The 23,688-nt window shown below is 54.1% G+C and carries 15 protein-coding genes; 8 read left to right on the top strand and 7 right to left on the bottom strand.

Annotation, left to right across the window (positions count from 1 at the left end; all coding sequences use genetic code 11):
* Position 1: 1 nt before the first annotated feature.
* The 5 genes from RIB44_19560 to RIB44_19540 all read right to left on the bottom strand — a co-directional run bounded on the left by RIB44_19560 (position 2) and on the right by RIB44_19540 (position 5,332).
* Complete coding sequence (locus tag RIB44_19560) at positions 2 to 1,453, bottom strand: HlyD family efflux transporter periplasmic adaptor subunit (protein ID MEQ8618777.1); 1,452 nt, start codon at positions 1,451 to 1,453, stop codon at positions 2 to 4.
* Positions 1,450 to 3,561 (bottom strand): ABC transporter ATP-binding protein, encoded by a 2,112-nt coding sequence (locus RIB44_19555; GenBank protein MEQ8618776.1) that lies wholly within the window; start codon positions 3,559 to 3,561, stop codon positions 1,450 to 1,452. The genes RIB44_19560 and RIB44_19555 overlap by 4 nt, the downstream gene beginning before the upstream one ends.
* 96 nt (positions 3,562 to 3,657) lie before the next feature.
* The gene (locus tag RIB44_19550; GenBank protein ID MEQ8618775.1) at positions 3,658 to 4,299 is read right to left on the bottom strand and encodes a carbonic anhydrase; all 642 of its coding nucleotides are present in this window, start codon (positions 4,297 to 4,299) and stop codon (positions 3,658 to 3,660) included.
* 105 nt (positions 4,300 to 4,404) lie between these two features.
* The gene (locus RIB44_19545) at positions 4,405 to 4,932 is read right to left on the bottom strand and encodes a hypothetical protein (GenBank protein MEQ8618774.1); all 528 of its coding nucleotides are present in this window, start codon (positions 4,930 to 4,932) and stop codon (positions 4,405 to 4,407) included.
* A gap of 7 nt (positions 4,933 to 4,939) precedes the next feature.
* Positions 4,940 to 5,332 carry a VOC family protein gene (locus RIB44_19540; protein MEQ8618773.1) on the bottom strand — a complete coding sequence of 131 codons (393 nt, stop codon included), beginning with the start codon at positions 5,330 to 5,332 and terminating at the stop codon, positions 4,940 to 4,942.
* Positions 5,333 to 5,451: 119 nt separating this feature from the next.
* On the opposite strand from RIB44_19540, the gene purE reads away from it, so the two are divergent.
* The 3 genes from purE to RIB44_19525 all read left to right on the top strand — a co-directional run bounded on the left by purE (position 5,452) and on the right by RIB44_19525 (position 8,803).
* Entirely contained in the window at positions 5,452 to 5,961 is a 510-nt protein-coding gene (purE, locus tag RIB44_19535) for a 5-(carboxyamino)imidazole ribonucleotide mutase (GenBank protein MEQ8618772.1), read from the top strand.
* A 13-nt stretch (positions 5,962 to 5,974) separates the two neighbouring features.
* Positions 5,975 to 7,162: a 5-(carboxyamino)imidazole ribonucleotide synthase gene (locus RIB44_19530; protein ID MEQ8618771.1), complete on the top strand. Its 1,188-nt coding sequence runs from the start codon at positions 5,975 to 5,977 to the stop codon at positions 7,160 to 7,162.
* Positions 7,163 to 7,294: 132 nt separating this feature from the next.
* Complete coding sequence (locus RIB44_19525) at positions 7,295 to 8,803, top strand: hypothetical protein (GenBank protein MEQ8618770.1); 1,509 nt, start codon at positions 7,295 to 7,297, stop codon at positions 8,801 to 8,803.
* Between the two features lie 10 nt (positions 8,804 to 8,813).
* Here the strand turns inward: RIB44_19525 and RIB44_19520 are convergent, their stop codons facing one another.
* Positions 8,814 to 8,957: a hypothetical protein gene (locus tag RIB44_19520; GenBank protein ID MEQ8618769.1), complete on the bottom strand. Its 144-nt coding sequence runs from the start codon at positions 8,955 to 8,957 to the stop codon at positions 8,814 to 8,816.
* Between the two features lie 218 nt (positions 8,958 to 9,175).
* On the opposite strand from RIB44_19520, the gene RIB44_19515 reads away from it, so the two are divergent.
* Together RIB44_19515 and RIB44_19510 are read left to right on the top strand one after the other, a co-directional pair.
* Positions 9,176 to 10,204: an ROK family protein gene (locus RIB44_19515; GenBank protein ID MEQ8618768.1), complete on the top strand. Its 1,029-nt coding sequence runs from the start codon at positions 9,176 to 9,178 to the stop codon at positions 10,202 to 10,204.
* Between the two features lie 241 nt (positions 10,205 to 10,445).
* A complete protein-coding gene (locus tag RIB44_19510) occupies positions 10,446 to 11,066 on the top strand; it encodes an ATP-dependent Clp protease proteolytic subunit (GenBank protein ID MEQ8618767.1) in 621 nt (206 codons plus the stop codon).
* 12 nt (positions 11,067 to 11,078) lie between these two features.
* Here RIB44_19510 and RIB44_19505 read toward each other — a convergent pair whose 3' ends face one another.
* On the bottom strand, positions 11,079 to 11,849 hold the full coding sequence (locus RIB44_19505; GenBank protein ID MEQ8618766.1) for a hypothetical protein: 771 nt from the start codon (positions 11,847 to 11,849) through the stop codon (positions 11,079 to 11,081).
* A 400-nt stretch (positions 11,850 to 12,249) separates the two neighbouring features.
* On the opposite strand from RIB44_19505, the gene RIB44_19500 reads away from it, so the two are divergent.
* The 3 genes from RIB44_19500 to RIB44_19490 all read left to right on the top strand — a co-directional run bounded on the left by RIB44_19500 (position 12,250) and on the right by RIB44_19490 (position 23,608).
* Positions 12,250 to 13,050 carry an inositol monophosphatase family protein gene (locus tag RIB44_19500; GenBank protein ID MEQ8618765.1) on the top strand — a complete coding sequence of 267 codons (801 nt, stop codon included), beginning with the start codon at positions 12,250 to 12,252 and terminating at the stop codon, positions 13,048 to 13,050.
* 557 nt (positions 13,051 to 13,607) lie between these two features.
* Positions 13,608 to 16,874 (top strand): hypothetical protein, encoded by a 3,267-nt coding sequence (locus tag RIB44_19495; protein ID MEQ8618764.1) that lies wholly within the window; start codon positions 13,608 to 13,610, stop codon positions 16,872 to 16,874.
* On the top strand, positions 16,874 to 23,608 hold the full coding sequence (locus RIB44_19490) for a hypothetical protein (protein ID MEQ8618763.1): 6,735 nt from the start codon (positions 16,874 to 16,876) through the stop codon (positions 23,606 to 23,608). The genes RIB44_19495 and RIB44_19490 overlap by 1 nt, the downstream gene beginning before the upstream one ends.
* Positions 23,609 to 23,688: the final 80 nt, after the last annotated feature.

The following is a 23,688-nucleotide window of genomic DNA, read 5'->3' as shown; positions in this document are numbered from 1 at the left end:
CTCAGATCTTAATCTTCGGAGGCTTCGGCTCCTTGGCTTTCGCTTTCGATTTGAGCGATGGCGGGAAGCCGTTCATGCGTCGCCAGACTTCGTAGCCGAGAGCGACTTGATCAAGCAGCACCCAACCATTGGCTCGCACTCCCTGACGCAGATAGGGATGCTCAGGCCAAGGCTCGTCATCGGGATCGGGGACCACGACGATTCGGAATCGACCATCCCCGTCGTCTGTGGGATCGACGATTGCCACTTTGCCCCCAAAGGTGCCGATCGCAACGCTAGGCCAGCCAGAAAACTGAGCCGCTGGCCACCCCTCAAACTGCAAACGCACGTGCCTTCCGGGGGAGATCAGAGGTTGATCAAGGCCGCTGACCCAAATCTGCACGGCCAGATCATCGGTTTGTGGAACAATCGTAAAGAGGGTGTCCCCTTGCTTGACGATTGTTGATTCGTCATAGGCAATCAGACGCATGATGAAGCCGTCACGCGGAGCCCGAACCTCTTGGGTTTCTTGACGTGCCTCTTGGGTTTCGAGCTTCGCTAAATCGTTCTTTGTCTTGCTGATCTCTTCCCGCGTTTTCGCGAGATCGACTTCGGCCTTCGAGGTGTCGCTGTTCGCCTTGGCGAGCTTCGAGTTCACTTCGTCAATTTTGCTCTGCCATTCTTCACGTTTTGAATCTCGCGCCTTCTTCTTCTCTTCAACCCCGTTGATCGCTGACTGGACATACTGTTGTGCCATTTCCTGTTTCGCAAGCGCCTGCCGAAGCTTCAATTCCACTTCTTGAAACTTCAAACCTGTTTCCAGACCCTTCTCGTTCAGTTTCTTCTTTCGTTCAAAGTCTAACTTCGCTTGCCAGACGACGTCTTTCGCAGCTTGCAAAGCTGCTCGCTCCGCTACAAGTTTGTTATCGGCCATTAGCACACCAAAGTCAGCCGCCTCGAGTGCAGCTGCTTGAGCTAATCGAATCGAATTAAGCTGATCCTCCATCGCAGTGACGACTACCCGAAGCGATGCGAGTTGGTCGTTCGTTCGATCAAACCGTTGCTTAGCCACCCTAAGGATTTCTTGCGTATTGAAAACCTGCCCACGAATCCGATCCAAGTACTTTCGGTCCTGATCGGTAATTCGGTAGACGAGCTGACCCTTCTTGACCTGGGCGTTCTCGTAAATGCCTTCGCCAATTTCAGCGACGATTCCTTTGATCGGGGACTTCACCGCTTGCGGTCGATCGACCGGATCGAAAGCAGCTACCGAACCTTCACCACTGACGGTCTGTTGCCACGGCGCAAAAATCATGGCAATAAAACAAACCGCCAAAAAAACCATCAGCCACTTAGCAACGCGACGTGCCTTACGCGACGAACGTGCCAGCCGCAGCGAGGGGAAATCAATCTCGCTATACGCGGCATCGGTGAGTGGCAGCAATGGCTGTTGCTCGTTAACGGTCGTGCTCATACTTTTACCTCTGACTCCATTTCCACCATCCGATCAAATCGCAGGGCAACTTGCGAACGTGACGTGGAAACTAGAAGGGTCCATGCTTCTCTTTCTTCAGACAAAAACTGATAAACGGTTTCAAATGCATCGTCGCTCAGTCCATCTAGCGTTCCATCCAGGAGAAGGACGCGCGGATGGCCGCAGATCCCGCGTGCGATCATCAACAGCGTTTGCTGGGAACGGTTTAAGGGGATGCCGGTCGCATTCATCGGTGTATCTAGTCCCTGCGGTAGGCGCAAGATATCGTCCAAAAGCCCAACTGACTGAAGTGCCCAGCGGACATCGCTCATACAAACATGAGGGCGTCCCAGATGAATGTTCTCGACGACGGTTCCCTCGAACAGTTCGATGCCACGCACCAACGAGACGGCCGCCCGTAGAGTTTCGGGGCTGAGGTCACGCGGGTCGGCATGCTCTATCTCAACGTGACCTTTTTCAGGAGTACGCAAGCCATACAAGATATCAAACAGAATGCAGCAACCTGCCTCTTGTGGCATGTGCACGGCAACCTGCTCCAACGGATCGACACTCAGGGTGATTCCCTTTCGCAGCAATGGCCCGCCTGAAGAATGGGCTACATCAGTAAGTCGTAGACGTGCCCCTTTCCCAGGATTGATCGAAAGGAGCCCATCTTGATGATCGATCTTTAAGTCGAACAGGTGCCCCAGTTTGTCGACTCCCGCGATGACGTCGTAAAAACCTTCGATATGCTTACCAAGTTTTGCCAGTGAGCTGAGAATCGTCGCGACAATCAATTCTGCCGCAACCAATTGCCCCAAGGTCAGTTGTCTTTGAATCACCAGCCAGCCGCCAAAGCCCAGCAAAATGGTTCCTGCCAACGCCTGCAAACTCAAGATGAAGAGAATTTGGCGGAACAACAGCGCGAAGTGGCGGCGACGGGCACGGAGGTACTCTGCGGTGATCAGGTTCGCTCGATCGAGGGCAAACTCCCCGCCACCGGCAGTCTTGAAACTCACCTCGCAGCGGATAACATCTTCTAACCAAGCCGCCAATCGGTACTTCTTCTTGGACTCATCAATCCCCGTACTAATCGCTCCTCGCCCGAGCAGCCAGATACCAGCGGTGACGATCGCCAACAGAAGCACGTCAAATCCCAGCAACCACGGATGGTAAAACGCCAGGACAGCCATACCAACAATGGTCGTCAAAACAATTGCCAAGCCGTCGAACAAGAGTTGAGCCACCACTTTCTGCAGTGTCACCACATCAAAGAAGCGATTCGCTAACTCGGGTCCGTACTCACCATGCAGCGAGGTTTGAGTCACACGCGGAAAACGATACGCCAAATCCGCTGCGATACGCACGAATAATCGTCGCTGGATGATCTCCACAACGAAGGTCTGCAGAGCACGCATCATTGCCGCGAACGCGAGGAATCCGAACAGCAAAATCGACAACACCAACAACGGTTGGATGAGCCGACCAAAGGCTACCATGTTTACTAATGCTTCGACGGCAATCGGTGTCGCCAGTCCTAAGACACCCGCGAAAAACGCGAAGACAGCCACGACCCAAATGTCTGACCATTCGGGACGCAAGATCGAAAAGAATCGCCTGACGGGATTGTCTGCGAACTTTGAAGCGTTGGTGTGGCTGAATTCCAAATCGCTGACGATCAGCCAGAGCAACTCTTTATCTGCGGGCAACTTTTTGAAAAGTATCTCCCGCTCGACACGCTGACACGTATCATCATCAGCACTGGCAATTTCCGCGCAGTCACCATCGAAGTCAAGCAGAATGTTGGGCTCGCCGGGTGCCAGTGGCGTTCCAACAATCAGCGCGCCATCTTGCGCTAGGGTGAGCGCCTGTTCCAACGTAAGCTTCTTCTGCTTCCCTTGGAGCCCCAGCCCTCGGACACCCTGCGTCAGCCACTCCGCCCACATTTCAGCAGGATCGCCGGGCTCCGCAGCGCGGGCCTCCGTCAACAACTGCTCCGCTCGCAGATGTTCAATTCCTATGCCCAACTCTCGCGTAATGCGCACGAGTATCGCTGCAAAGTCAAACTGTAATCGCGGGGGCTGAGATTGCGGTGCTTCGTCGGACATAGACCATCGTCACGCCGGAAAATGGCGTGTTATTATCGGTGAAATATCTGTGCAATCGCCGATCGTACATCGTTTCGAAATCTACAAATAGAGAAACTAGGCAAGCAAGTCCCCATCACCGCCAAAGACGGTGGTGTAGAGTCTCGACTCTTCGTCATAACGAAAAACCTCACCCGTCTCGAAACGATAGACCCAACCCGTCAGCTTCAGGCTGCCAGTCGCCACGGCAGCAGCCACCGATGGATGCGTACGCAGGTTGTCTAGTTGTGCCAGCACATTCGACTGGATCGTATGAGCCAAGAGATCGTCACCGGTGGCGTCGGGGTACTTCTGCTTGACAGTACTGAGCGTCGAAGCGGCATTTCCCAGCCAAGCCTTCACCGTCGGCAGCGCATCAAGATTCCCAAGATCCAGCAGTCCGCCCATCGCACCGCATTGGGAATGACCACAGACAATGATTTCTTTGACCCCGAGGGCCGAAACAGCATATTCGACAGTAGCCGCTTCGCCCGTCGCACTTGATGGCGAATAGGGAGGAATCATATTTCCCGCATTACGAATGACGAACAACTCGCCCGGCTTGGTTTGCGTGACCAGATTCGGATCGATTCGCGAATCGCTGCAGGTAATGAACAGGGTTTCCGGCTGTTGGCCTTTGGCAAGCGTATCGAAGGTATCTTTCAACGATTCGAAGACGTTCTCTTGGAAATCCTTGACTCCTCGCAACAGTTTGTCCATCGAATCAAACCTTTGTTTGTGGTTGCAGCACTAGGCGTGCCAGAGCCCAAATTATTCTAGCTTCGATTACCAAGGTCAATAATGCGTTCACGGTATCAAATCGAATTACCACTCGTTTCGCCAACCCGAGCCGACCCAACCGACGCCTTCACCCGTATCAAGTCGTAGCCGCAGGCTGAGTTGAGCCGCGTGATGGTGGATGTGGCGAATAATGTAAAGGTGAAACTCGTCGCGAGACTTCACCACGGTGATCCACTCAAACCCCGGTCGCTCGGCTAAAGTTTCTTCCGTCTCTGCTGCGACAACTCTCGCTGCCTTCTCGCGGCAGTGCTGCAAATAGGCTTTGATGAACGGCTTCTCATAAGTATTCTTCTGCAAGCCGCCGCCGATCTCCTCATAGTCTTTGAAGATCGCAACATGCTCTTGATGAAATGGTTGCGTGCGTTGCGAGGGAACATCCTCACCCAGATACAAGTCCGTGAAGAAGAGCGTGTGAAAGACAGCTTGGCAGAACTTCAAATTAGCTACCGGCTCATGCCACTTGTCTTGCGGACATTGTTCCACACAACGATCGAGCATGCAGAGAGCAGCTTCATACTGGTTGGCGATCAGTCGCTTATAAGCCTCAAGCATGCTCCCCTCACTTATGCTGAATCAGATCCCACAGGTTTCCGTACAGGTCTTTGAATACGGCCACCGTGCCGTAATCGTGTTCGACAGGATCCCGAACGAAAACAATTCCCCGCTCAACCATGAGCTGGTAATCTCTCCAAAAGTCATCGGTTGAGAGAAACAGGAACACCCGACCACCGGCCTGGTTCCCGATGAAGGATTTCTGATTTCTGTCAGCCGCCCGGGCAAGAACCAAGGATGCCTGCCCCTCGCCGGGTGGCCGTACCGTCACCCACCTTTTCGATTGCTCAGGAACAGGGGTATCTTCCGTCACGATGAAATCAAGTTTCCCGGTAAAGAACTCGATTGCTTCGTCGTAGTCGCGAACCAGCAGCGAAACATGGGTCAGATGTTGCTTCATTCGAATGAGCTAAATGAGTGAGTAAAAACTAGCTGGCTTGAAGCACTACAGGAGAACAGGCATCGAAGCTACAATGCTAGCTTCGTGGAAATGCTCTCCGGGTGCAAGGAATTGAATCTATGCCTGATAGCTCAGCTCAAGTCGCACAACCTCAGGTTGGCCTGATCATGGGCAGCCAAAGTGATTGGGAAACCATGCAGGCCGGGGCTGATATCCTTGAGGAGTTTGGTGTCGCCCACGAGCGGGAGATCGTTTCCGCGCATCGCACGCCTCAGTGGATGGTCGAGTACGCCACCGCAGCCGAGAAAAGAAATCTCCAGGTGATCATCGCCGGAGCTGGCGGGGCGGCCCACTTGCCGGGAATGGTCGCCTCGATGACTACGCTGCCTGTGCTGGGCGTGCCGGTGCAGAGCAAGGCACTCAATGGGCTCGACTCGCTGCTCTCGATTGCCCAAATGCCAGGGGGCGTTCCGGTGGGGACGCTTGCCATCGGTATCGCCGGGGCTAAGAACGCCGGGCTGTTGGCGGTGCGAATCCTGGCGATCTCGGATCCGAAGCTCCGCGAGAAGCTGCAAAGCTACCAGGACAAGCAAACTCAAACAGTACGTGAGACAAAGCTGCCCGAATAAGTGGACTCGCCCCATGAGTGAAGACAAGAAGTCAATCCTCCCCGGCGCCACGATTGGCGTCTTCGGCAGCGGCCAGCTGGGGCGCATGCTCGCGCACACCGCCACACGCATGGGCTATCGCGTCCGCGTGTTTGCACCTGAAAGCCGGCTCCTCAAAGAACCTTCTCCCGCAGGCGGTGTTGCCCAGTGGCAAACGGTCGCCGAGTACGACGATCTTGAAGCTGTCGCGGAATTCGCTCGAAGCGTGGATGTCGTAACGCTCGAGTTCGAGAACATTCCTTCCGCCACCGTCAAAACGGCAGAAACTCACGCGTTTGTCAGGCCCAGTGCTCACGTTCTGCATACCACGCAAGAGCGACTCCGCGAGAAGACCTTCCTGCGTGAATCGGGAATTCCCTGCACGCCGTTCGCTCCCATCACCAACGAAGAAGAGCTTACCGCTGCAGCCGAGCAGATCGGTCTCCCAGCAATCATTAAGACGAGCGCTTGGGGATACGACGGCAAGGGACAATCGCGGGTCAGTACGTCCGAAGAACTTGCCGCAGCCTGGGAAGCCATGGGTCGCCAGTCGGCGATTCTCGAAGGCTTGGTCGATTTTGAATGTGAGTTCTCGATGCTCGTGGCGCGCAATCCCAACGGCGAAGTCCAAACTTGCGGCCCGCTGCAAAACGACCACGCTAATCATATCCTCGACGTCACCACGCTTCCCGCAGCCTCAGCCAGTGAGCCACTCGCGGCCTTAGCCACAGAAGCCGCTGAAATCGCTCGAAGTGTCGCTGAACAGCTCGACGCAATCGGCCTCATCTGCGTCGAGTTCTTCCTGACGACCGACGGCAGAATCCTCGTCAATGAAATAGCGCCCCGCCCGCACAACTCGGGCCACTTGACCATCGAAGCGTGCCTCAGCTCTCAGTTCGAGCAACAAGTCCGCGCGGTCTGCAACGTACCGCTGGGCTCGTTTGATCGAATCGGCCCCTGCTCGGCCATGGCCAACCTCCTGGGTGACCTGTGGTTCCAAGACGGCTCCCGTCGCGAGCCCAACTGGACGGCGGTGCTCGCCCATCCGCAACTGAGGCTCCACCTTTACGGCAAGGCAGAGCCTCGCCCAGGACGGAAGATGGGGCATATCACCGCACTAGCGGATTCGCCGACGGAGGCCGAACAACTGGTGCGTGAGGCGCGCAAAGCGTTGGCGAGTTAGCCGCCGAGCTTGCTCGACGCTCGGTTTCCAATGGCTCGGCTTTCAGTCTTCGATTCTCGCTTATCCTGAGTGAAAATCCGCTTGAAGGCGATCTTTAAGGGTCCAACTGCCATTCCACATGAAAGCCGCTTCATGTTCTCTCGCTCCTTCATATCACTGCTTGCTTTCTCTCTGGCAACCATTGCCTCAAGGCCCACGAGCGCCGACATCTACTTCACGGAAGAAAAAACCGAAGAGGGCCACAAGTGGACTTATCGCTTGACGGTGACTCCCGCGGCTGCGTCGACACCCTTATTGAAGTATCGCTTGTTGCAACCGGAAGTTGAGAAGAAGTCAGGCAATTGCGTGCCCTTTATTCTGAAGGCACTTAACGAGTCGCAACAAGCTTGGCGAGATCACAAACCGCTCTTATTCCGTCGCCCCGATGGACGTGACGCGAGCGATTTGTTCGAAGGTCTCGCCAACCGCGATCTGGGCAAGCCAGCCCTACGAGAGATTGTCGAAACGCTTCCCTTCGACCGGATGCTGGCTCAACTGCAAGAAGCCTCTTTGCGAAGCGAGTGTGATTGGCAGTTCGAGCTCCATGACATGACGGGCGTGGAGATCATCAACTTCACGCTCGAAGATCATCAAGAATCTCGACAACTCACACGGTTCATCACGCTGCTCGCCTGTCACCAAATCGCAACTCGGGACTATGACACAGCATTAGAAACGATCAAGCTTCACACTGAGTTCGCCCTCTCGATGAGCAAGCCTGAACTGCTCGTCTGTCGGCTCATCGGCATCGCCGAACTCAACATGATGAACGAACAAATCGTGCGATTAATGGCTTCTCCCTTGTCACCCAATCTGTACTGGCCATTAACAGAACTTCCCCAGCCGCCAGTGCCCATGCGTGATGCCATTCGCTTTGATCTGTCACTCGGCCTGCGTTCCTTTCCGGTTCTGCAAGCACCTGAGGCACAGCAGTACGACGCGGCTCGTTGGCGGCTTGAGTTTCAAAAGTTCCGCGAGGACCTCGGCAAGTTCCAGGAGCTTTTGGGGAACAACGACGAACCGTTACGGGTTGCATTACAAAAGCTAATTGACACCGATCAAATGGCCGACGTTTACCCTGCTGCTAAACGTCGACTGGAAACGAAGAACGTGCCCGCATGGGACCTAAGCGTCATGCCTCCTGAACAGGCAATCCTCGTTGATGCTTCTCAGGAGTACCACCGTGTACTCGACGATGTCACCACTTGGAGTACGCTTCCTTTTCCCGAACTGGTCAAACATGCTGACTGGAATAAGGGCAAAACAGACAACCGGCCAAGCAATCTCGACAGTTACGGTGCCCTCCTAGCACAAGTTGCCCTTCCTGCCCTCAAAGCGGTCCGCAAAGCGGAAGCAAGGTTGGTTCGAGATATCGCAGCAATGCGGCTCATCGAAGCCCTCAGAATGCACGCTGCTGAAACAGGCCAGTTCCCGGAAATACTTGAGAAAGTGAAATGCGTCCCCGTGCCGGAAAACCCCTCAACAGGCGAGCCCTTTGTCTATCGCCTCGAAGGCAAGGACGCGATTCTCGATCTGCCCTTCAGCGATGGTCATACTGTGGCGAAGACTTATCGATTGCAGCTCATGGGAGGCGGCAAGTAGGACGTTCCTGCTACTTCTTCTTGTCCTTCTTGCGTTTCTCATTCTTCATGGGCTTGCAAAGCTTGCCCTTCTTGTCGTGCGTTGCGAAGCACTTATCGCACGCGTATTTCCCGGGAAGAATCCACTTCTTCGGTTTGTCTTCAAGGCAGCCCATGGAGTGACGACTTCAGTTGATTGCTGACTACGGTTGCTCGTATTGGCGAAATTCAGATCGGCAATTTTTAGTCTGATTGATGCCGAGCTACTTGGCCAGGGGACGTGGTAGATTGGGGCGCGGTTGTCCGAAGGCGTTGGCGCACGCTTCAAAAGAGTTGCTACAATGAGCGGTTTCTGAACTTGACCGAATGATATGGAAAGCCTCTCTAGCCAGTTATGCCTGACCCCAAAACATTCATTTCTATAAACGATGCCCAAGGCCCCTTATACGTCGGCATCGACGTGGGAGGCACGAATATCAAGCTCGGCATCGTCGACAACCACGGCGGAACGCTCGTTTTTCGTTCGATTGCCACCGAGGCAAAAAACGGACCTGAGGACGCGGCGATACGCATCGGGAGAGCTCTGCAAGAACTAATCGTGGAAGCCGGCGCGGTTCGCTCAGACCTCGCGCGTGCGGGACTCGCAACGCCCGGCCCAATGGACGTACCAGCAGGGATGCTGCTCAATCCAGGCAATCTTCCTGAGTGGCATAACAGCCCCATCCGCGGACTGGTCAGCACCGCGTGCGACTTGCCGGTGACCTTTGCCAACGACGCCAACGCCGCCGCTTACGGAGAGTATTGGAGGGGAGCGGGTGAGAAGTACCGCAGCATGGTGATGTTTACCCTTGGCACGGGGGTCGGGGGTGGGATCATCGTTGAAGAAAATCTCATTGCAGGCAACCATAGTTGCGGAGCCGAGCTAGGCTATTTGATCATCGACCCGAGCGAAGACGCCCCCAAAGCTTCGATCGGTTTGCCCGGGGTTTTGGAAGCGTATTGTGGTTCATACGCGATCGAACGCCGCGTCCACGAGGCACTTGCTGCCGGTGACGCCAGTAGCGTTCGCAAGCGTATGGATGAAGGTGAGGAATTCACGCCATTGCTACTCGCTCAAGAAGCCGAGGCAGGAGACGATCTTGCAGACCATATTGTAATGGAGACAGCACGCTATCTGGGAATCGGAATAGCGACCGTCGTGCATACGATCGACCCCGAGAACGTGGTAGTTGGAGGGGGCGTGACCTTTGGCGGAGCAGGGCACCCGCTAGGCGAGCGTTTCCTGCAAGCCGTTCGCGACGAGGCAACGCGTCGGATGATTCAAAGCCTACCCGGGAAGATCGCGATCGAGTTCGCCACGCTTGGAGGGGACGCGGGCTATATTGGTTCAGCAGGGCTAGCACGACGCGAGCACCTGGCTTAGGCGGTGCTTCCAACCGGCAAGTTCGGGACGAGCCTTACCATCTCCTAGAATCAGCATTGCCGACAATTCTCGGCCTTGGTGAGGATTCGCACTTGAAACATAGGGCTTTTCCAGCGGCAAAGCTTCTCAAAGGCAGTAGCTGGAGGAAATCAGAAAGCTAGGCGATTTGTGAATTTCTCTTTACAATGGAAGACAATGTTTGCAGTTGGGGGAACGAATTTTTTCCGTGGTTGGGCTACGAATGCAACAAGATCCGCACGACACTGAGAAACCTGAACGACGAGAGATCGCGATCGTTGGCGATCTGACCGAACATGAGTCGGAACTCACCGAACGATTATTGGATATCGAGCCGGGCGGTGAGTGCACGATTTACTTCGATTCGCCGGGTGGCTCGCCCTACTGCGCAACCTCGTTGATGACGCTCATTCGCTTGCGTGGCTTGCGCGCAACCGGCATTGTCACGGGAGAATGTTCCTCAGCGGCCCTGTGGCCCTTTGCGGCCTGCCAGAGACGCCTCGTCACACCCTACAGTGTGCTGCTCTTCCATCCCATGCGCTGGCAAAGCGAAGAAAACGTCGGCTTAGCCGAAGCAGCGGAATGGGCACGCCACTTTGGTTCGCTTGAAAAAGACATGGACTCACTGCTGGCTGACTTGTTTGGCGTTTCCCTGGAAATGATGGACAAGTGGATCAATCCGGGCCGCTACGTAAGCGGCCAAGAGATGGCCGACGCGGGCCTGGCGGAAATCATTCCCGTAGGTCAATTGACCAACCTGTCGCCACTGCCGGAAGTCAGCAAAAACGGCCACTCGGTTCAAGCAAGTTCAGCCAAAAGAGCTGCGGCAACGTCCGCCAATTAGTAGAATGCACGGCTAAGCTGTAAGCGGCGGCTGCTCTGCTTCAAGTCTTCGGAATTCCTTTCGCGCAAGCTCCAAGGCGAATTCACGAGAGCATGTCCGATCAAGGACCAAGATTCCACGAGCTCGTAATCGGCGAATGACGCCCTTTTCCATGAAGTGGTCGCAGAGTTTCCAGGTGGTAGTGACGCCGTCTGCCTGTGGGAGACCTTGCCACGAAAGAAAGTCTGTCGGGTGAACCATTTCTGAATAGAAGAGACCACCCTCCGAATCGTCTTCAGATAAACTCGCAAGAGAGATTCCTGAGTCTTCGGATTGAAGCTCCTTATCTTGCAAAGCAAGGCCGTCAGTCGTTGAGCCATTCGCGTTGAAAGATAATTCTCGACATCGCAAATCCGAGGTGACGGTCACTTCCGGATAAGTTTCTAACAGAGGAGTTTGCACCGAGATCATCACGTCGAGTATCACCAAGCCACTCTCACTAGACTGAGCTTCCCACTCAATCTGAAAGCCAACGGGGCGATCGACTGTTGCCGCGTAGGTAGCTACGAGCTGGCTACCTCGTACATAGGCTTCCATCGGTGCATCATTACGTCTATCGTCCACCGTTCTACCTGGAACACCGCTATCGACTGTGACGCCAAGGATCTTGCCGGATGCACTACTACCATCAATCTCTAAGTTCGTGAAACCCAGATCAAAACGGCTCAGATCAAGACCTGCGGCAAACCCTTGCAACCGAAGTGTGGTTTGATTTCCGTCAATTTTCCAAATTGATTCTTCCATGATTTCCTTGGCACGAAGTCAGCATGAAAAGCTTTAAGAAGCCAGGTGAATACAGCGCAATAAAAAACCCCGCCGAACACGCGAGGTGAAGCGACGGGGCCGGAACAGAGAAGAGGCCGAATGTCTGCTGTGGGGGGATAAAGAAGATCAGGCAATCGCCTGCTGCAAATCGCAGCGGGTCTCGTCTGAGCAAAACACTCTATCCTCTTTTTCTGCTCACTACGTATCCTACCCGGTTTTGCCCTCGTGTCCAGCTTTTTCAGCGGCCATAGCAAGAAACTTTTCGAGATTTCCTCTACAATTCTGGCAGCATTCGTCGTTATTACCTAACCCATAATGTTTTACGTCATTGCGGCTTTCTGTATGCTGCCGATGGCTCAAACACCCCATTTCTCGCAATATGCCAACTCCGGCTGAATTATTAGCGATCTGCGATCTGGCGGCTCAAGCTGGGGCCGAGCAGCTACTTGCATGGAGGAATCGTTTCCGGGCTCGCGAAAAAGCGAGTCGCGACTTCGTGACCGACGCTGATCTAGCCTCGGAGAAGGCTATTCGCCAGGTTATTTCTCACCACTACTCTGATCACGCGATCCTGGGCGAAGAGTCGGCCGCCAAGTCGGCCCCGGCTGCCGAGTTGCTGGCGGAACCATTCTGCTGGGTTATTGATCCTCTTGATGGCACAACCAATTACCTGCATCAATTCCCTTTGTTCGCGGTATCGGTTGGCCTGGTCGCTGACGGAGAGCTACAGGCAGGCGTGATCATTGATCCTCTACTCAACGAAAAGTTCGCCGCCAGCCGAGGAGAAGGAGCCACCCTCAATGGCGAGCCGATTCGGGTAAGTGAGGCGAAGAACGTTGAGAAATCGCTCGTGGCGGTTAGCTTTCCGCCACAATTATCGCGCGATTCGCCTGATCTCAAGTCTTTTCTCGATGTCGCAACACGATGCCGAGCCGTCCGACGAACTGGCTCGGCAGCGCTCAATCTATCTTACGTGGCTTGTGGAAGGTTAGACGCTCACTGGGCACACCAGATCCATCCTTGGGACGCGGCTGCGGGAGCTCTGCTTGTTAAGGAGGCTGGCGGCACGGTCACAGCTAGTCGGGGGGGAGAATTCGACCTGGCTGAGGCCAGCTATTTCACAGCCGCGACTAGCGAACTTCATCGCTCGCTCCTAAGTCTGACTACGAGTGGATATTAGCCGAGGTTTTCGGGGTAAATCCGGTCCGTTTATGACGGTTAACTCACTTATCCAGGACATTGTTTGCCGAGATCCGAGCAAGAACCCAAGATGCATTTAGAGCGTAAAAAGCGTTGTTTACAATAGGGTCTAGGCTGATTCGCAATCCTCTGAGCTGATCCATTCAGCAAGAGGAATCTTCCTACTCATTTGGGCAGAGGCGGAGCCTTTTCCTCGACGCCTACTCGTTCCCGTCCTGTTGTCTGGTTAATTCTCTATTCACTTAGGCTAGCCCTGTGTTGCGCTTTCTAAGCCATAAACCGAAAGCCTTTACTAAGGTCGCTGCTCAAGGGTTCTTAGCCCTTGTCTACTGCTGGCTGATTGGATGGGTGACGACGGGATCACTGGCCGTATCACAAGAAGCCGACGGCCAAGAGAAGTCTTCCCGGTCTCGTGCCGACTCTGGCTCGGAGGAGCCAGAAGCGCCTCCTGTGAACAGTACCCCTGAGAAATCCGACACGCGAGAATCTGCTCCTACGAAGTCGCCGAGGGACAGGGGTCTTCCCAGGCAAATTCTCATGTCCCCCGCCGACGAACCGGCAGTCTTTTATCTGCCCGATTCCGACGGCAACTTGCGAAGAGTGATCGGCTATCGATATGAGGATTTTCTGAAAGATCAAGGCCTGCAGCATTCAGAAGAAAGCGCTGGAGCGATCATTGAATCGCTGAGGGTCAGCGGCAAGGTCGTTGGCGACCATGCCGAACTCTTGGCGAAGCTGACGATTGTGAAGTCGAGCCGATCACGAACTGGCGTACCGATTGACCTAGGAGGTGCGGTGCTGGAGGAGGTTCGTTTTCCTAATGAAGCGAACGAAAGCTCCGTTACCTTCAATGCGGAGCGAAACGCCTACGAACTTTGGCTGAGCAAGCAATTGCATGGACGCTTCAACGTTGAGATAAAATTCACAACGCCGGTCGAAAATCTAGCGAACCTTCGCAGGTTCGCTCTCAATCTGCCACAAGCGGCGAAGTCCGAACTCGAAATCGAGGTTCCGGGGACCGACTTGGATATTATGGCTCCTAGTGTCCGAATGGTTACGAAGAAGCGACGACGCGAGAACGGGTCTCGCCTTGAGGTTTCAGGCGTCGCGGGAGTCATAGACATTAGCTGGCTGCCGGTCTCTGCTGGAGGCAACAAACCAAGTCAGATCGAAGCGGAACTCAACATCCGAGCCAAACTGACGCCTGAAGAGATTAGCTACTACTGCCTCATAAGTGCGACAACGAATAGCCGACCCATTGAAAGCTACCGCATTGAACTGCCAGTTGGCTTTGAGCTTGCAGAGGAGGTTTCCGACGAATCTTATCGTGTCCGCAAAGTGAGTGCCGCGAAAACGGAACCTAGCCGGGAGAATCCGAAGCAAGGCGAAACGCTCGTCGAGATTCGCTTTCCAGCACCGGTGTCTGAGCCTCCACTCGTCGTCTTTAGCGCAATAAAAGCAGTCCGATCAGATCGATCTTCTCACAGGATGGTGTTGGCTGTACCTCGGATCTTAGGAATCCATCGACAATCTGGCTTCCTTAGTGTTGCCACCAGTGATCGATTGCAAAGCTACTATGACCTCGCAGGCTCCGTTGAACAGATCGCCGCTAGCCAATTGCCCGAAGAACTCTCCGTGGCAGAAGTCGCAGCGGCGTTTCGGTACGCTGGGACTTCAGGGGAAGTTGTGGCCCATACTCAGCCGCGGATCGAGCGGATAAGAGTCCGTCCTCAATACAAGCTTTCGATTGAGAATGAGGACGCAACTTTGGCTGTCGATTTGGGATATGAGATCTCCGCAGCAAGGCTCTTTTCGCTTCGCATCGACCTGAAGGATTGGGAACTTACCGAAGAACCTGTGGAGTCAGGGGGACTTGTCGAAAGTAGTCGGCTGCATGTTAACAACGACGGAATACTGATTCTTCCGTTTGCAAGCCCGGCTGAAGAAACAGCCAGGGTTCGCTTCACCTTGCGTCGACCAGTTTCCCGCGGGCTGAATCGGTTCTCGCTCCCCCAACCCCTGGGAACCTTTGCGCTCCCAGGCAAGCTTTCCATGACAGCTGCAAGTGCACTGAAAGTAACACCGCAGCTTGATGAGACGAAGGGAATTGCCATCGCCAACAAGAGCGAAGCTTTGGACAGCAATACGGCCACCCGACGAAACGGCATTGAGGATTCTTCCGAGACAGCGATGCAGTTTGCTGTCTTTTCACCGCAAGCTGAGCTGGCAATCAGCGTCACGGATCGTCCTGGTGAAGTCCAAGTGTCCTCAGAGTTGGACGTGAGTGTTCGAAGTGAGGAAGTGCTCGTGAAGCAATCCCTCGGCTATCTCGCTCGCTTCAAGTCACTACAACAGGTTGGGGTTATTGCTCCAAGAGCTCTGTGGGAGAATGGAGCCCTTGGGTTCCGTTGGGATGGTCAAGAACTAGCAACCGATGCGGTTAAGGAATTCGTCGCTGCCCCTTCTTCCGAGATAGATTCACCGCTTACCGATGCCAGGAAGATTAAGTTAGAGATCGCACTACCAAGGCTGCTCAAGGGAGAAGGATTGCTCGAGATTCAGTACTCGATTCCGCGCGACGTTCGACCTACGAATTCTAGTGCTTCGATCGACCTACCTCTCATTGAGCCTCTCGCACCCTTAGAAAGCACTATTGCTCGAATTTCCAACGTAGGTGATTTGTACGTCGCCATCGATACTGGAAACAATGGATCGGCATGGACGTCCGTGGAAGCGAAAGCCGCAAGCCTGGATCCCCTCAAAGTAGAGTACGCAGGAGTGCCGAGCTCATTGCCGATCGAAATCGGCAAGAAACTCTTCCGGGATAAGGGCAAACTTCGACTAGATCGGGTTTGGGCGCAGACTTGGCTTGCAGGCAGAACGAAGCAAGATCGTCTCGCTTATCGAATCACGACCAACCGACAAAAGGTCACTCTGTCGCTACCTGAAACCTGGATCAATCAACAACTCGAAGTTGCTCTTGATGGCCAAGTGCAGGATTCGATTGAGTTGGACGGATCTAATTTGGTCGTCGATCTGCCTGAGTCCGACCAGGCTTTGCCGCATACGATTGAATTGCGAATCATGCGTCAGGCTGCTTCTAGCGGATGGCGAAGCTTGGAACTAAGGATTCCGAAGATTCTCAACACGTCCGCAAATGCTCCTTTTTATTGGCACATCGTCGCTCCTGGTTCATTGGTTCTCTCAGGGAGTTCGAAAAACATAAGCGGGGAATATCAACTTGGTTGGAGGAATTTGCGATGGGGGAGGCAACCTTTGCAGAGCCAAAGCGACCTCGAACAGTGGGCTGGCGCGTTGCGTGCACCAATTGAGCCCGGTGTGGGAACGAGCCAGTATGTATTCAGTTCACTAGCCGCACCCTCTTTCGTGGAGGGATACTTTATCTCCGCACTGATACCTCAGTGCCTGACTGTCGCTGTCATCTTCGCTCTCGGGGTTCTCTCGATCTACACCGCCCTCTGGCGGCGTGCTCTGTTCTGGTTGGTTTTGAGTAGCCTTCTAATTCTTGTTGTCCTCACCCAACCCGACTTGGCATTCGCAGCATCGCAGCTCGTGATCGTCGCCGCTGGACTTGTTGCCGCAACAGCTTTGCTCCGACGTTGGCTAACCGTTGAGCCAGCCCTGCAGAGTTCTGCTTACAACGACGGATCGATCGATATCCAAACCGTATCTACAGGAATCTGGAACGAGCCTGAGAACCTGGATCCCGCGGCGACGATTGCCCAGAAACTAACGCCGGAAGTTCCAGCTTCGGGCGTTTCGAACATCGGCGGTGGGTCATGATGTCGTTAACCTTCGGCAAGAATCGGCACCCTATCACGAAAGAGCGACTTGGGGTGCCACGAGTTCTAGGTTTCGTGACACTGCTCTCCTGCTCTTGGATTGCCCCTGCGATCGCCCAAGTGGCCACTGAAGGTAAAGGGCAGGGCGTTGAGTTTCGGACCATCTACGTCCCCGAGAATCGCCCCGAATCTTGGCCGACGGGTGGAAAGAAGTATTTGCCGATTGACCGAGAAACTTTCGATCACCTTGTTCAAGACGCACAGCGTGCAACTAGTGGAAAACAACGCGTTGAAGTTGTCAGCGCGAGCCATCGGGCAAGAGGAGGAGTCAATGTCGACAAACAAACTGAGCTTGGCGAATTAGAGGGCACTTCCGAGCTAAGAATCCGGCTCCACGGGAAGCAACCTCAACTTCTCTTGCTTCCCTGCTCTGCCATCGCGATCCTCGATGCGCAGTGGGAAGGAGATTCCGAACGCCGGGCCATCGTCGCCAGTTGGCATATCCCGAGCAAGACCCGAGCGGACGGGCAGCCTCAACTTGGCTTGCTGGTTCCTCGCAGTGGAACCTTGCTCTTGAAGTGGAGATTGGCTGCTGACCCAACCGAGGATGGGAGTTCGTCATGGAAATTTCGTCTCTCCGATGCAGCTGTCCAGGAGCTTTTCTTAGCCTTGCCTACCGGTTACCAACTCTCCTCTCAATCGCTCTCCAAGATCAAGTTGGAGAAGAAGACCGTTGATGAGAGCGTCTGGTATTGCAATCTGCGCCCCAGCACAACACATCTCTTTCGGGCTACGGATGAAAAGGAACAACTAGGTTTGGATCAAGGGAACCTGCGTGTCTCCCAGCACGACGATTATCATTTGAGTCCAATTGGCTTGGATTACCAAGCAACCTTCCAGATAGCGCGCGTCGACGAAGCCAGTACGCTTTCTTTGCTGAGCACCGATTCATTCAGGCATCTCGAGATTCAAGTCGATGGCCAGCCGGCTTCCTGGCGTCGGGATGCAAAGATAAAGCAGCGACTAATGATTGAGCTACCGAATAACTCGACCACCCATGAAATCGTGGTCAAAGCGTCTAGCCAACTAGTCAATGGGCGTGCTTGGCGGTTACCGAAGCTGATCGTTCCCTTTGAGAGTTGGACAAAAGGGAGCTGTGTAGTCCGGCTCGATCGCAGATTCGAACTTCAATCTCTCTCGCCAGAGGACGCTCGTCTGATAAGCGTTGAAACATTCGATGTGGTTGAATCAGGTAATTCGAACAGTCGGGATGCTCGCGTTGAAGCGTACGAGTTCCAATACTTTAGCGAACAAGCCTCTCTTGAGGTAAGCGTTGCTCCTCGCAGTCGCCAGTTTCTCATCGAACAAGTCAGTCTTGTCGAAATAGACGAGAATCGTTCGAACTCAGAAGTACGAGTCGCTCTATCAGCGTCACAAGCCAACGCTTTTCGGCTTAACGCGGAGCTACTTCCAAGTTGGGACATCGAATCTGTCCAGACTGAGGTGGCAGGGGACCTAGCTCATTGGCATGTCGATAAGTCGACCGGTTCGCCCAAGCTACGCATACAGCTGCATCGCGCTCCAAGCAACGAGGAACCCGTGCTTCTTAAGATTCTTGGACGTGGGACAGTGAAGTCCTCGGCACTTCCTCTGCCTTTGGAGAGACTGAATTGGCTCTCCTTTCCCGATCATCGGCTTACAGAGAATATTTTAGCAATTCAATCGGGCAGGTTCTCTGGCACGACTCTTCAGTTTAAGCGCTCCCCATCTCCTACGAGTGGACCAGCGGATTTAGACGCTGACTTCACTTGGGCAGAGCCCAATCCGAATCGCCTGATCACCGATCTACTAGCACTGGAGGGCGAGCGTTTCATCGAGCTTCGCCAGTCGGCTCCCTCGTACGAATCAAACGCAATGATCAAGGGAACGATAAGTAATAATAAGGTCAACTATCGGGTCGATTTTCGGGTGACTCCGCAGGAAAGACCTTTAAACGAATTGATTGTTGTTAGTTCTCAGGAACTTCCCAGGCGAGCCTCATGGATTTTAGGATCCGAGAGTGCGAATCTAGTTGTCGAAGAACTGTTAGCGGGAACAGAATCACCGCTTCCAGAAGGAAGAGGGCGTCGCTCGCGTCCCGTGGCTTGTCGAATTCAATTTGCAAATCCAATGGAAAGCGAGTTCACGCTCAGCCTGGATTACCATCGCGAAATCGTCGATGAGCGGCAGGTGATCGATAGCTTCCACTCACCTTCTGCCAATCAGTGGCAATCTTGGGCACTCATCCTCGATGCGTCTCCCAACAGCAGCCGAAATGGTGGGAATTACCAAGTCGATCCCAGCGGCAGCGTACCGGTCACCCCTCCGTCATTGGATTCGACAGACGCCACCCTGCTCGGTTGCTACCGCCTTCCCCAGGAGAGTCCGTTGCTCGTGAGAAAGCTGCCAGTTATCTACCAAGCGGCGAGCAATGAGGGAGTGGTAGGGTCGAGCAAGCGATCTCCGAACCGTAGTATTGTTTGTTCTGAGGTCAACGTGGTCACAGAACACGCGCCGTCAGGTGCCTTGCGGGGTACGGTTAGTTATCGGCTAGAGCAACGTCTTGGCAAGGATCCGGTCGGCGAGGTGGCCTTCACCTTCCCTGAAGAGGCTCAGTTGCTCTCAGCAGAAGTTGACGGAAAGGTGATCAGCCTCGAGAGCGATCGTTTTCAGCAAGCATCCGGCCGAGCCTTTCATTTTGCCACACCTCCGAAACAGAACTTCATGGTCGAGTTGCGGTACGAAGCCGAGTCGAAACCGCTATCGCACGACGAACAACTCGAAGCGTGTCTTCCGCGTGTTTCATTTCCGACCCTCCACGGCTGGTGGACCATGCGAACACCTCCTGGCTACGAAGTTGTTGAATCTCATCGATCGGGGGGCCTCGGGCTCGACGAATCTCGCCCAGATGTTTTCCAGCGGCTCCTTGGTCCATTGCTCTTAGAACCGGAAACAACCAAGACAAGCAAATCCAACGAAGTGTCTGGAGTCTTCCATACTTCGCAAGTGACAACTGTCGAATTCGGGACCCGTCCAGCACCTGTAACCGTCCAGCTCCCAGAGCAGAGAAGTAGCTTTTGGGGCGCTGCGTGGTTTGCCTCCGCACTTTTTTCTTGCTGGTTGCTCGTCAACAGGCCACGACTCTTGCTTATGATTGCCGTCGGGCTGGGTGCTGCCTGTCTGCTTCTGCCTCCGATGTCGATCAGCGTGCTGCAGGCACTTTTTCTCGGCTGCCTCTCAGGAGTCATTGTTCAAGCAGCTTTTCAAGGAACACTATTTCGCCACGACTCTCCCCCAGAAATCCAAAAGAAAGCCCTGCGAGTCGCGGTGATCTTTATTGCAACATTTGCTAGCCTCGCTAATCAAGGAAGAAAGGTCAGCGCAACGGAAGTGCCTCCGGCGGTGCTCATCCCCTATGAAGTGCGAGAACTTGAGCCTGAAGGAGAGGTCTACGTCCCCCAGTCGCTACTGCAGCGTCTTCAACGTGCTGCCCAACTAAGCGAGCACAATGGCACGGACTGGGCGTTGCTCGGCGCTAGATACTCGATTGTTCTTGACCGCAGTGAAGCGGACGGACGCATCTCTGCGGGCGAGTCGGTACTGGCGTTTCGCATCCGAACACATCTTACAAGCACTACAGTCAAATTGCCGCTGAAGAAGCAGGATGCAAACTGGAACCTCGTGAACAGTTCCTTCAACGGCGGAGCATTGCGGGCCGTTTGGACGAAGGACCAAGAGAACCTACAACTCCAAGTACAAGAGGCTGGCATCCATGAGCTAAGACTGGTGATGACGCCCGAAGTCGAGCTTCACAATGAACTGGCAGAAGTCACTTTATCCGTCCCCAGATTTCCTGGAGCTCAACTTGAAGTCATTAAACCAGAGGCACTTAAGAATTTGTCGTTGCCAGGTGCCACGAGGCTCGATTCTCGCCGTGAGGGCCAGTTTATAAGAGCGACATTGGGGGCAAGCGATCAGCTCGCCCTCGCTTGGAGTTCCCAAGCAATGCCGGATTCTGCCAAGTTGCGTGTCGAGCAATTCGAATGGTTAGACATTGCCCCTGAACGAGTCACAGGCGAGGCGAAGCTGCGACTCATCGGAGAGGATCTTCCTGAGACGGTGACTCTGGTCCACTCCCCTATTATGCAAATCGATTCCGTCTGGGACCAACAGGGAGCTAGCCTGGAAGTTCTACCGAAAGCAAGTGGAGAGGAGTCGCTACTACAGTTACCTGCAGGCTCCACGTTACCACTCGATCTTAAGATCTCGTTTGAATTGGACCGCCCTGCACTTGGACGGATCTCATTTCCGTATCTTCACATCAAAGGGCTCCAACGCATTCGGAGACTGTTCGCGGTATCGGTAGCGGAACAGCTAAGCTTCAGAGAGGGTCGGCGCCAAAAGTTGAGACCGATTTCACCGGAAGAATTCAGTGCATTGTGGAGCGAAAACGCACCGAAGCCCGATTTAGCCTACGCAATGCAAAGCAAGTACCCAGATTGGTCCGTCTCGGTACGACCCAGTGGCCAACTTGTGATGTTGGACGCCAGGATGGCTCTCCACTGCGCTGCCGGGCACGCTGACCTGGAATATCGCTCCACCTTTATCGATTCCCTGCAATCACTTCATCACGTACTCAACGTACCTAGTGAACTCGTCGTTGATCTCGTTGAGATCTCCATCGACGAGAACAACAACATTCCTCTCCGTTGGACACGCCCTTCGGCCAATCGTCTCGATCTTTTCCTCAAACAACCGCTTTCAGAACCTTGCACGATCCGCTTATTGGGCACTCTGACCTATCCCAAGTCGCGTGAATTCAGTTGCCCTAAGATCGAGATTCGCGATGCCGAGCAACCCGCTCCCATTGTCAAACTTTCGCGAGGCTCGGAGATCCATGCTGAGCTTCTCGATTCCGGTGGCGAAGTGATTCAATCGACCACGGTTTCAAAACGCCGAATGACCTCAAACTCAAGGGTGAATCTGGGCGAGTACTCACTAAACCCAGCTGAACTCGCAGAGGCAAAGTTGCGGATTTCTACCAACGATTCTCAGTTTGTCGCCCGGACAGCTACAGTCTCGCGAGATGAATCGTTGGCTGAATACGCTGTTGATCTACGAGTGATCTCGGGCAGGGTAGATCGGCTCACGATCCTAGCTGATCAACATTGGACTCCGCGCAGTGAAGAGGGAGGCTTCTTTGAGGTCGTTCCGATCGGCCAGAACGCTCAAGGCTTACGTCAATTCGAAATACTTTTGAATGACGTCCTCAAAGCTGGCGATCACCAAATGCTCATCGTCCGCGGAGACCTGGCTAATGCCAATGCCTATCGCATTCGGGCCCCTAAGATCGACCTCGCTGAGGCACAAATCGAGCAACGATTTCTAGTGATTCCGACAATTGTCAACGAGAAATCGATCTCCTGGCAATTAAGTGGTTTGCGGCGAAAACCGTTAGGTCCACGATTGAGTGAGGCCACAAAGGGATTGACTGATTGGCAATCCTTCATCGTCACGAACGAGAACTATCTTGCTGAGCAGCGTATCTTCCCAAATGAACTTCGTCGAGCTCGTATCCGTTATGCCGAAACCGATGGAGTCTTAGATGCCACCGGGGATTGGATCGGCACGACACGTTTTCTCCTGCAACCTGGGCGTGCTACTAATTGCATGGTGAAAGCTCCACGGGACGCGGAACTCATCAGTATTCAAGTTGCCGGGCAATCTCTTGCGATGCCAAATACCTCTGTCGAATCCAAGTTCGTAACATTTGGCCCGCCGTACTTGCCCGTTGAGATTGTCGTCACCTATCGCCAAATGGTTGTGCTCGATGCTCCAGCACCTCGTCTGCAGCCACCTCAAATCACAATGGCCAATCGCAATTTGCCGCTTAGAAAAATGCACTGGCAAATTCGACAGGCCGGGCGAACCTATGAGATTGCCCCAAACGCCCAGCAGCTTAAGTCAACGGAATTCCACGAGCAAAGAATTGCCGCCCGCATCGCGGCTGTCTCTCAAGCGACTCCTCTCGCCTTACAGCTTCATCCCTGGGAGAGTCGCAATTGGTTAAGGCCTTGGAAAGAAAGCATCTCGAAGCTGCTAGAAGATTCTGTCTTGGGCCTTCGTGAGGAGACCTCCGAAAACGTTCAGAACTGGACGAATTCGGAGAGCGTCAGAGATACCGTCGAACGACTCAAGACTTGGGAAGAGTTGCAAACGCTCTTCAGCGCAGAGGATGACGTCGAGCGGAATGTCACGGCAAGTGGTGTTGTAGAAACCGAATCGCCAACGACTGGCCTCGTTTCTAAAGCGTCCGCGACCAGATCAGTTCACTTGGTTTCCGAAGGCGCAAGCGGACTTCTACTGATTCAACGGAGCGACTGGCCAGGCACTCCTCGTTGGATCGCCTTGGGCTTCCTTCTGGTCGTCTTTTACTACGGCAGGAAACACGTTGACCAGCTTTGGTTCAGCATCCAGTCGGTCGAGCCCCAGAAGTGGCAACGCGGTTCGCAGATAATCGTTTTGCTGCTGGGGCTCTGCTGGTGGTATTTTCTCGAGCCCCACTTTGTCGGAGCTCTCATGGCTTGCCTAGCGGCAGCGACACTGCTCCGAAATTCGGTCGCCCTACTTAAACGCAGTCGTCAGAGGCAACAACATGCGATGGAAAGCACCGCCCACCAGCCCGCGTCGCCATGACCCCCTCCGAAAGTAGCCAAGGGAAACTACTCCCTTCAAGACAATGCACGGGCGGCACTTTCCACCTGCTTCAACGCTTC

The organism is Lacipirellulaceae bacterium (assembly GCA_040218535.1).
GTDB lineage: Bacteria > Planctomycetota > Planctomycetia > Pirellulales > Lacipirellulaceae > Adhaeretor.
Note: the sequence above shows the minus strand (reverse complement) of the source record. Positions and strands in the feature narration are given on the sequence as shown.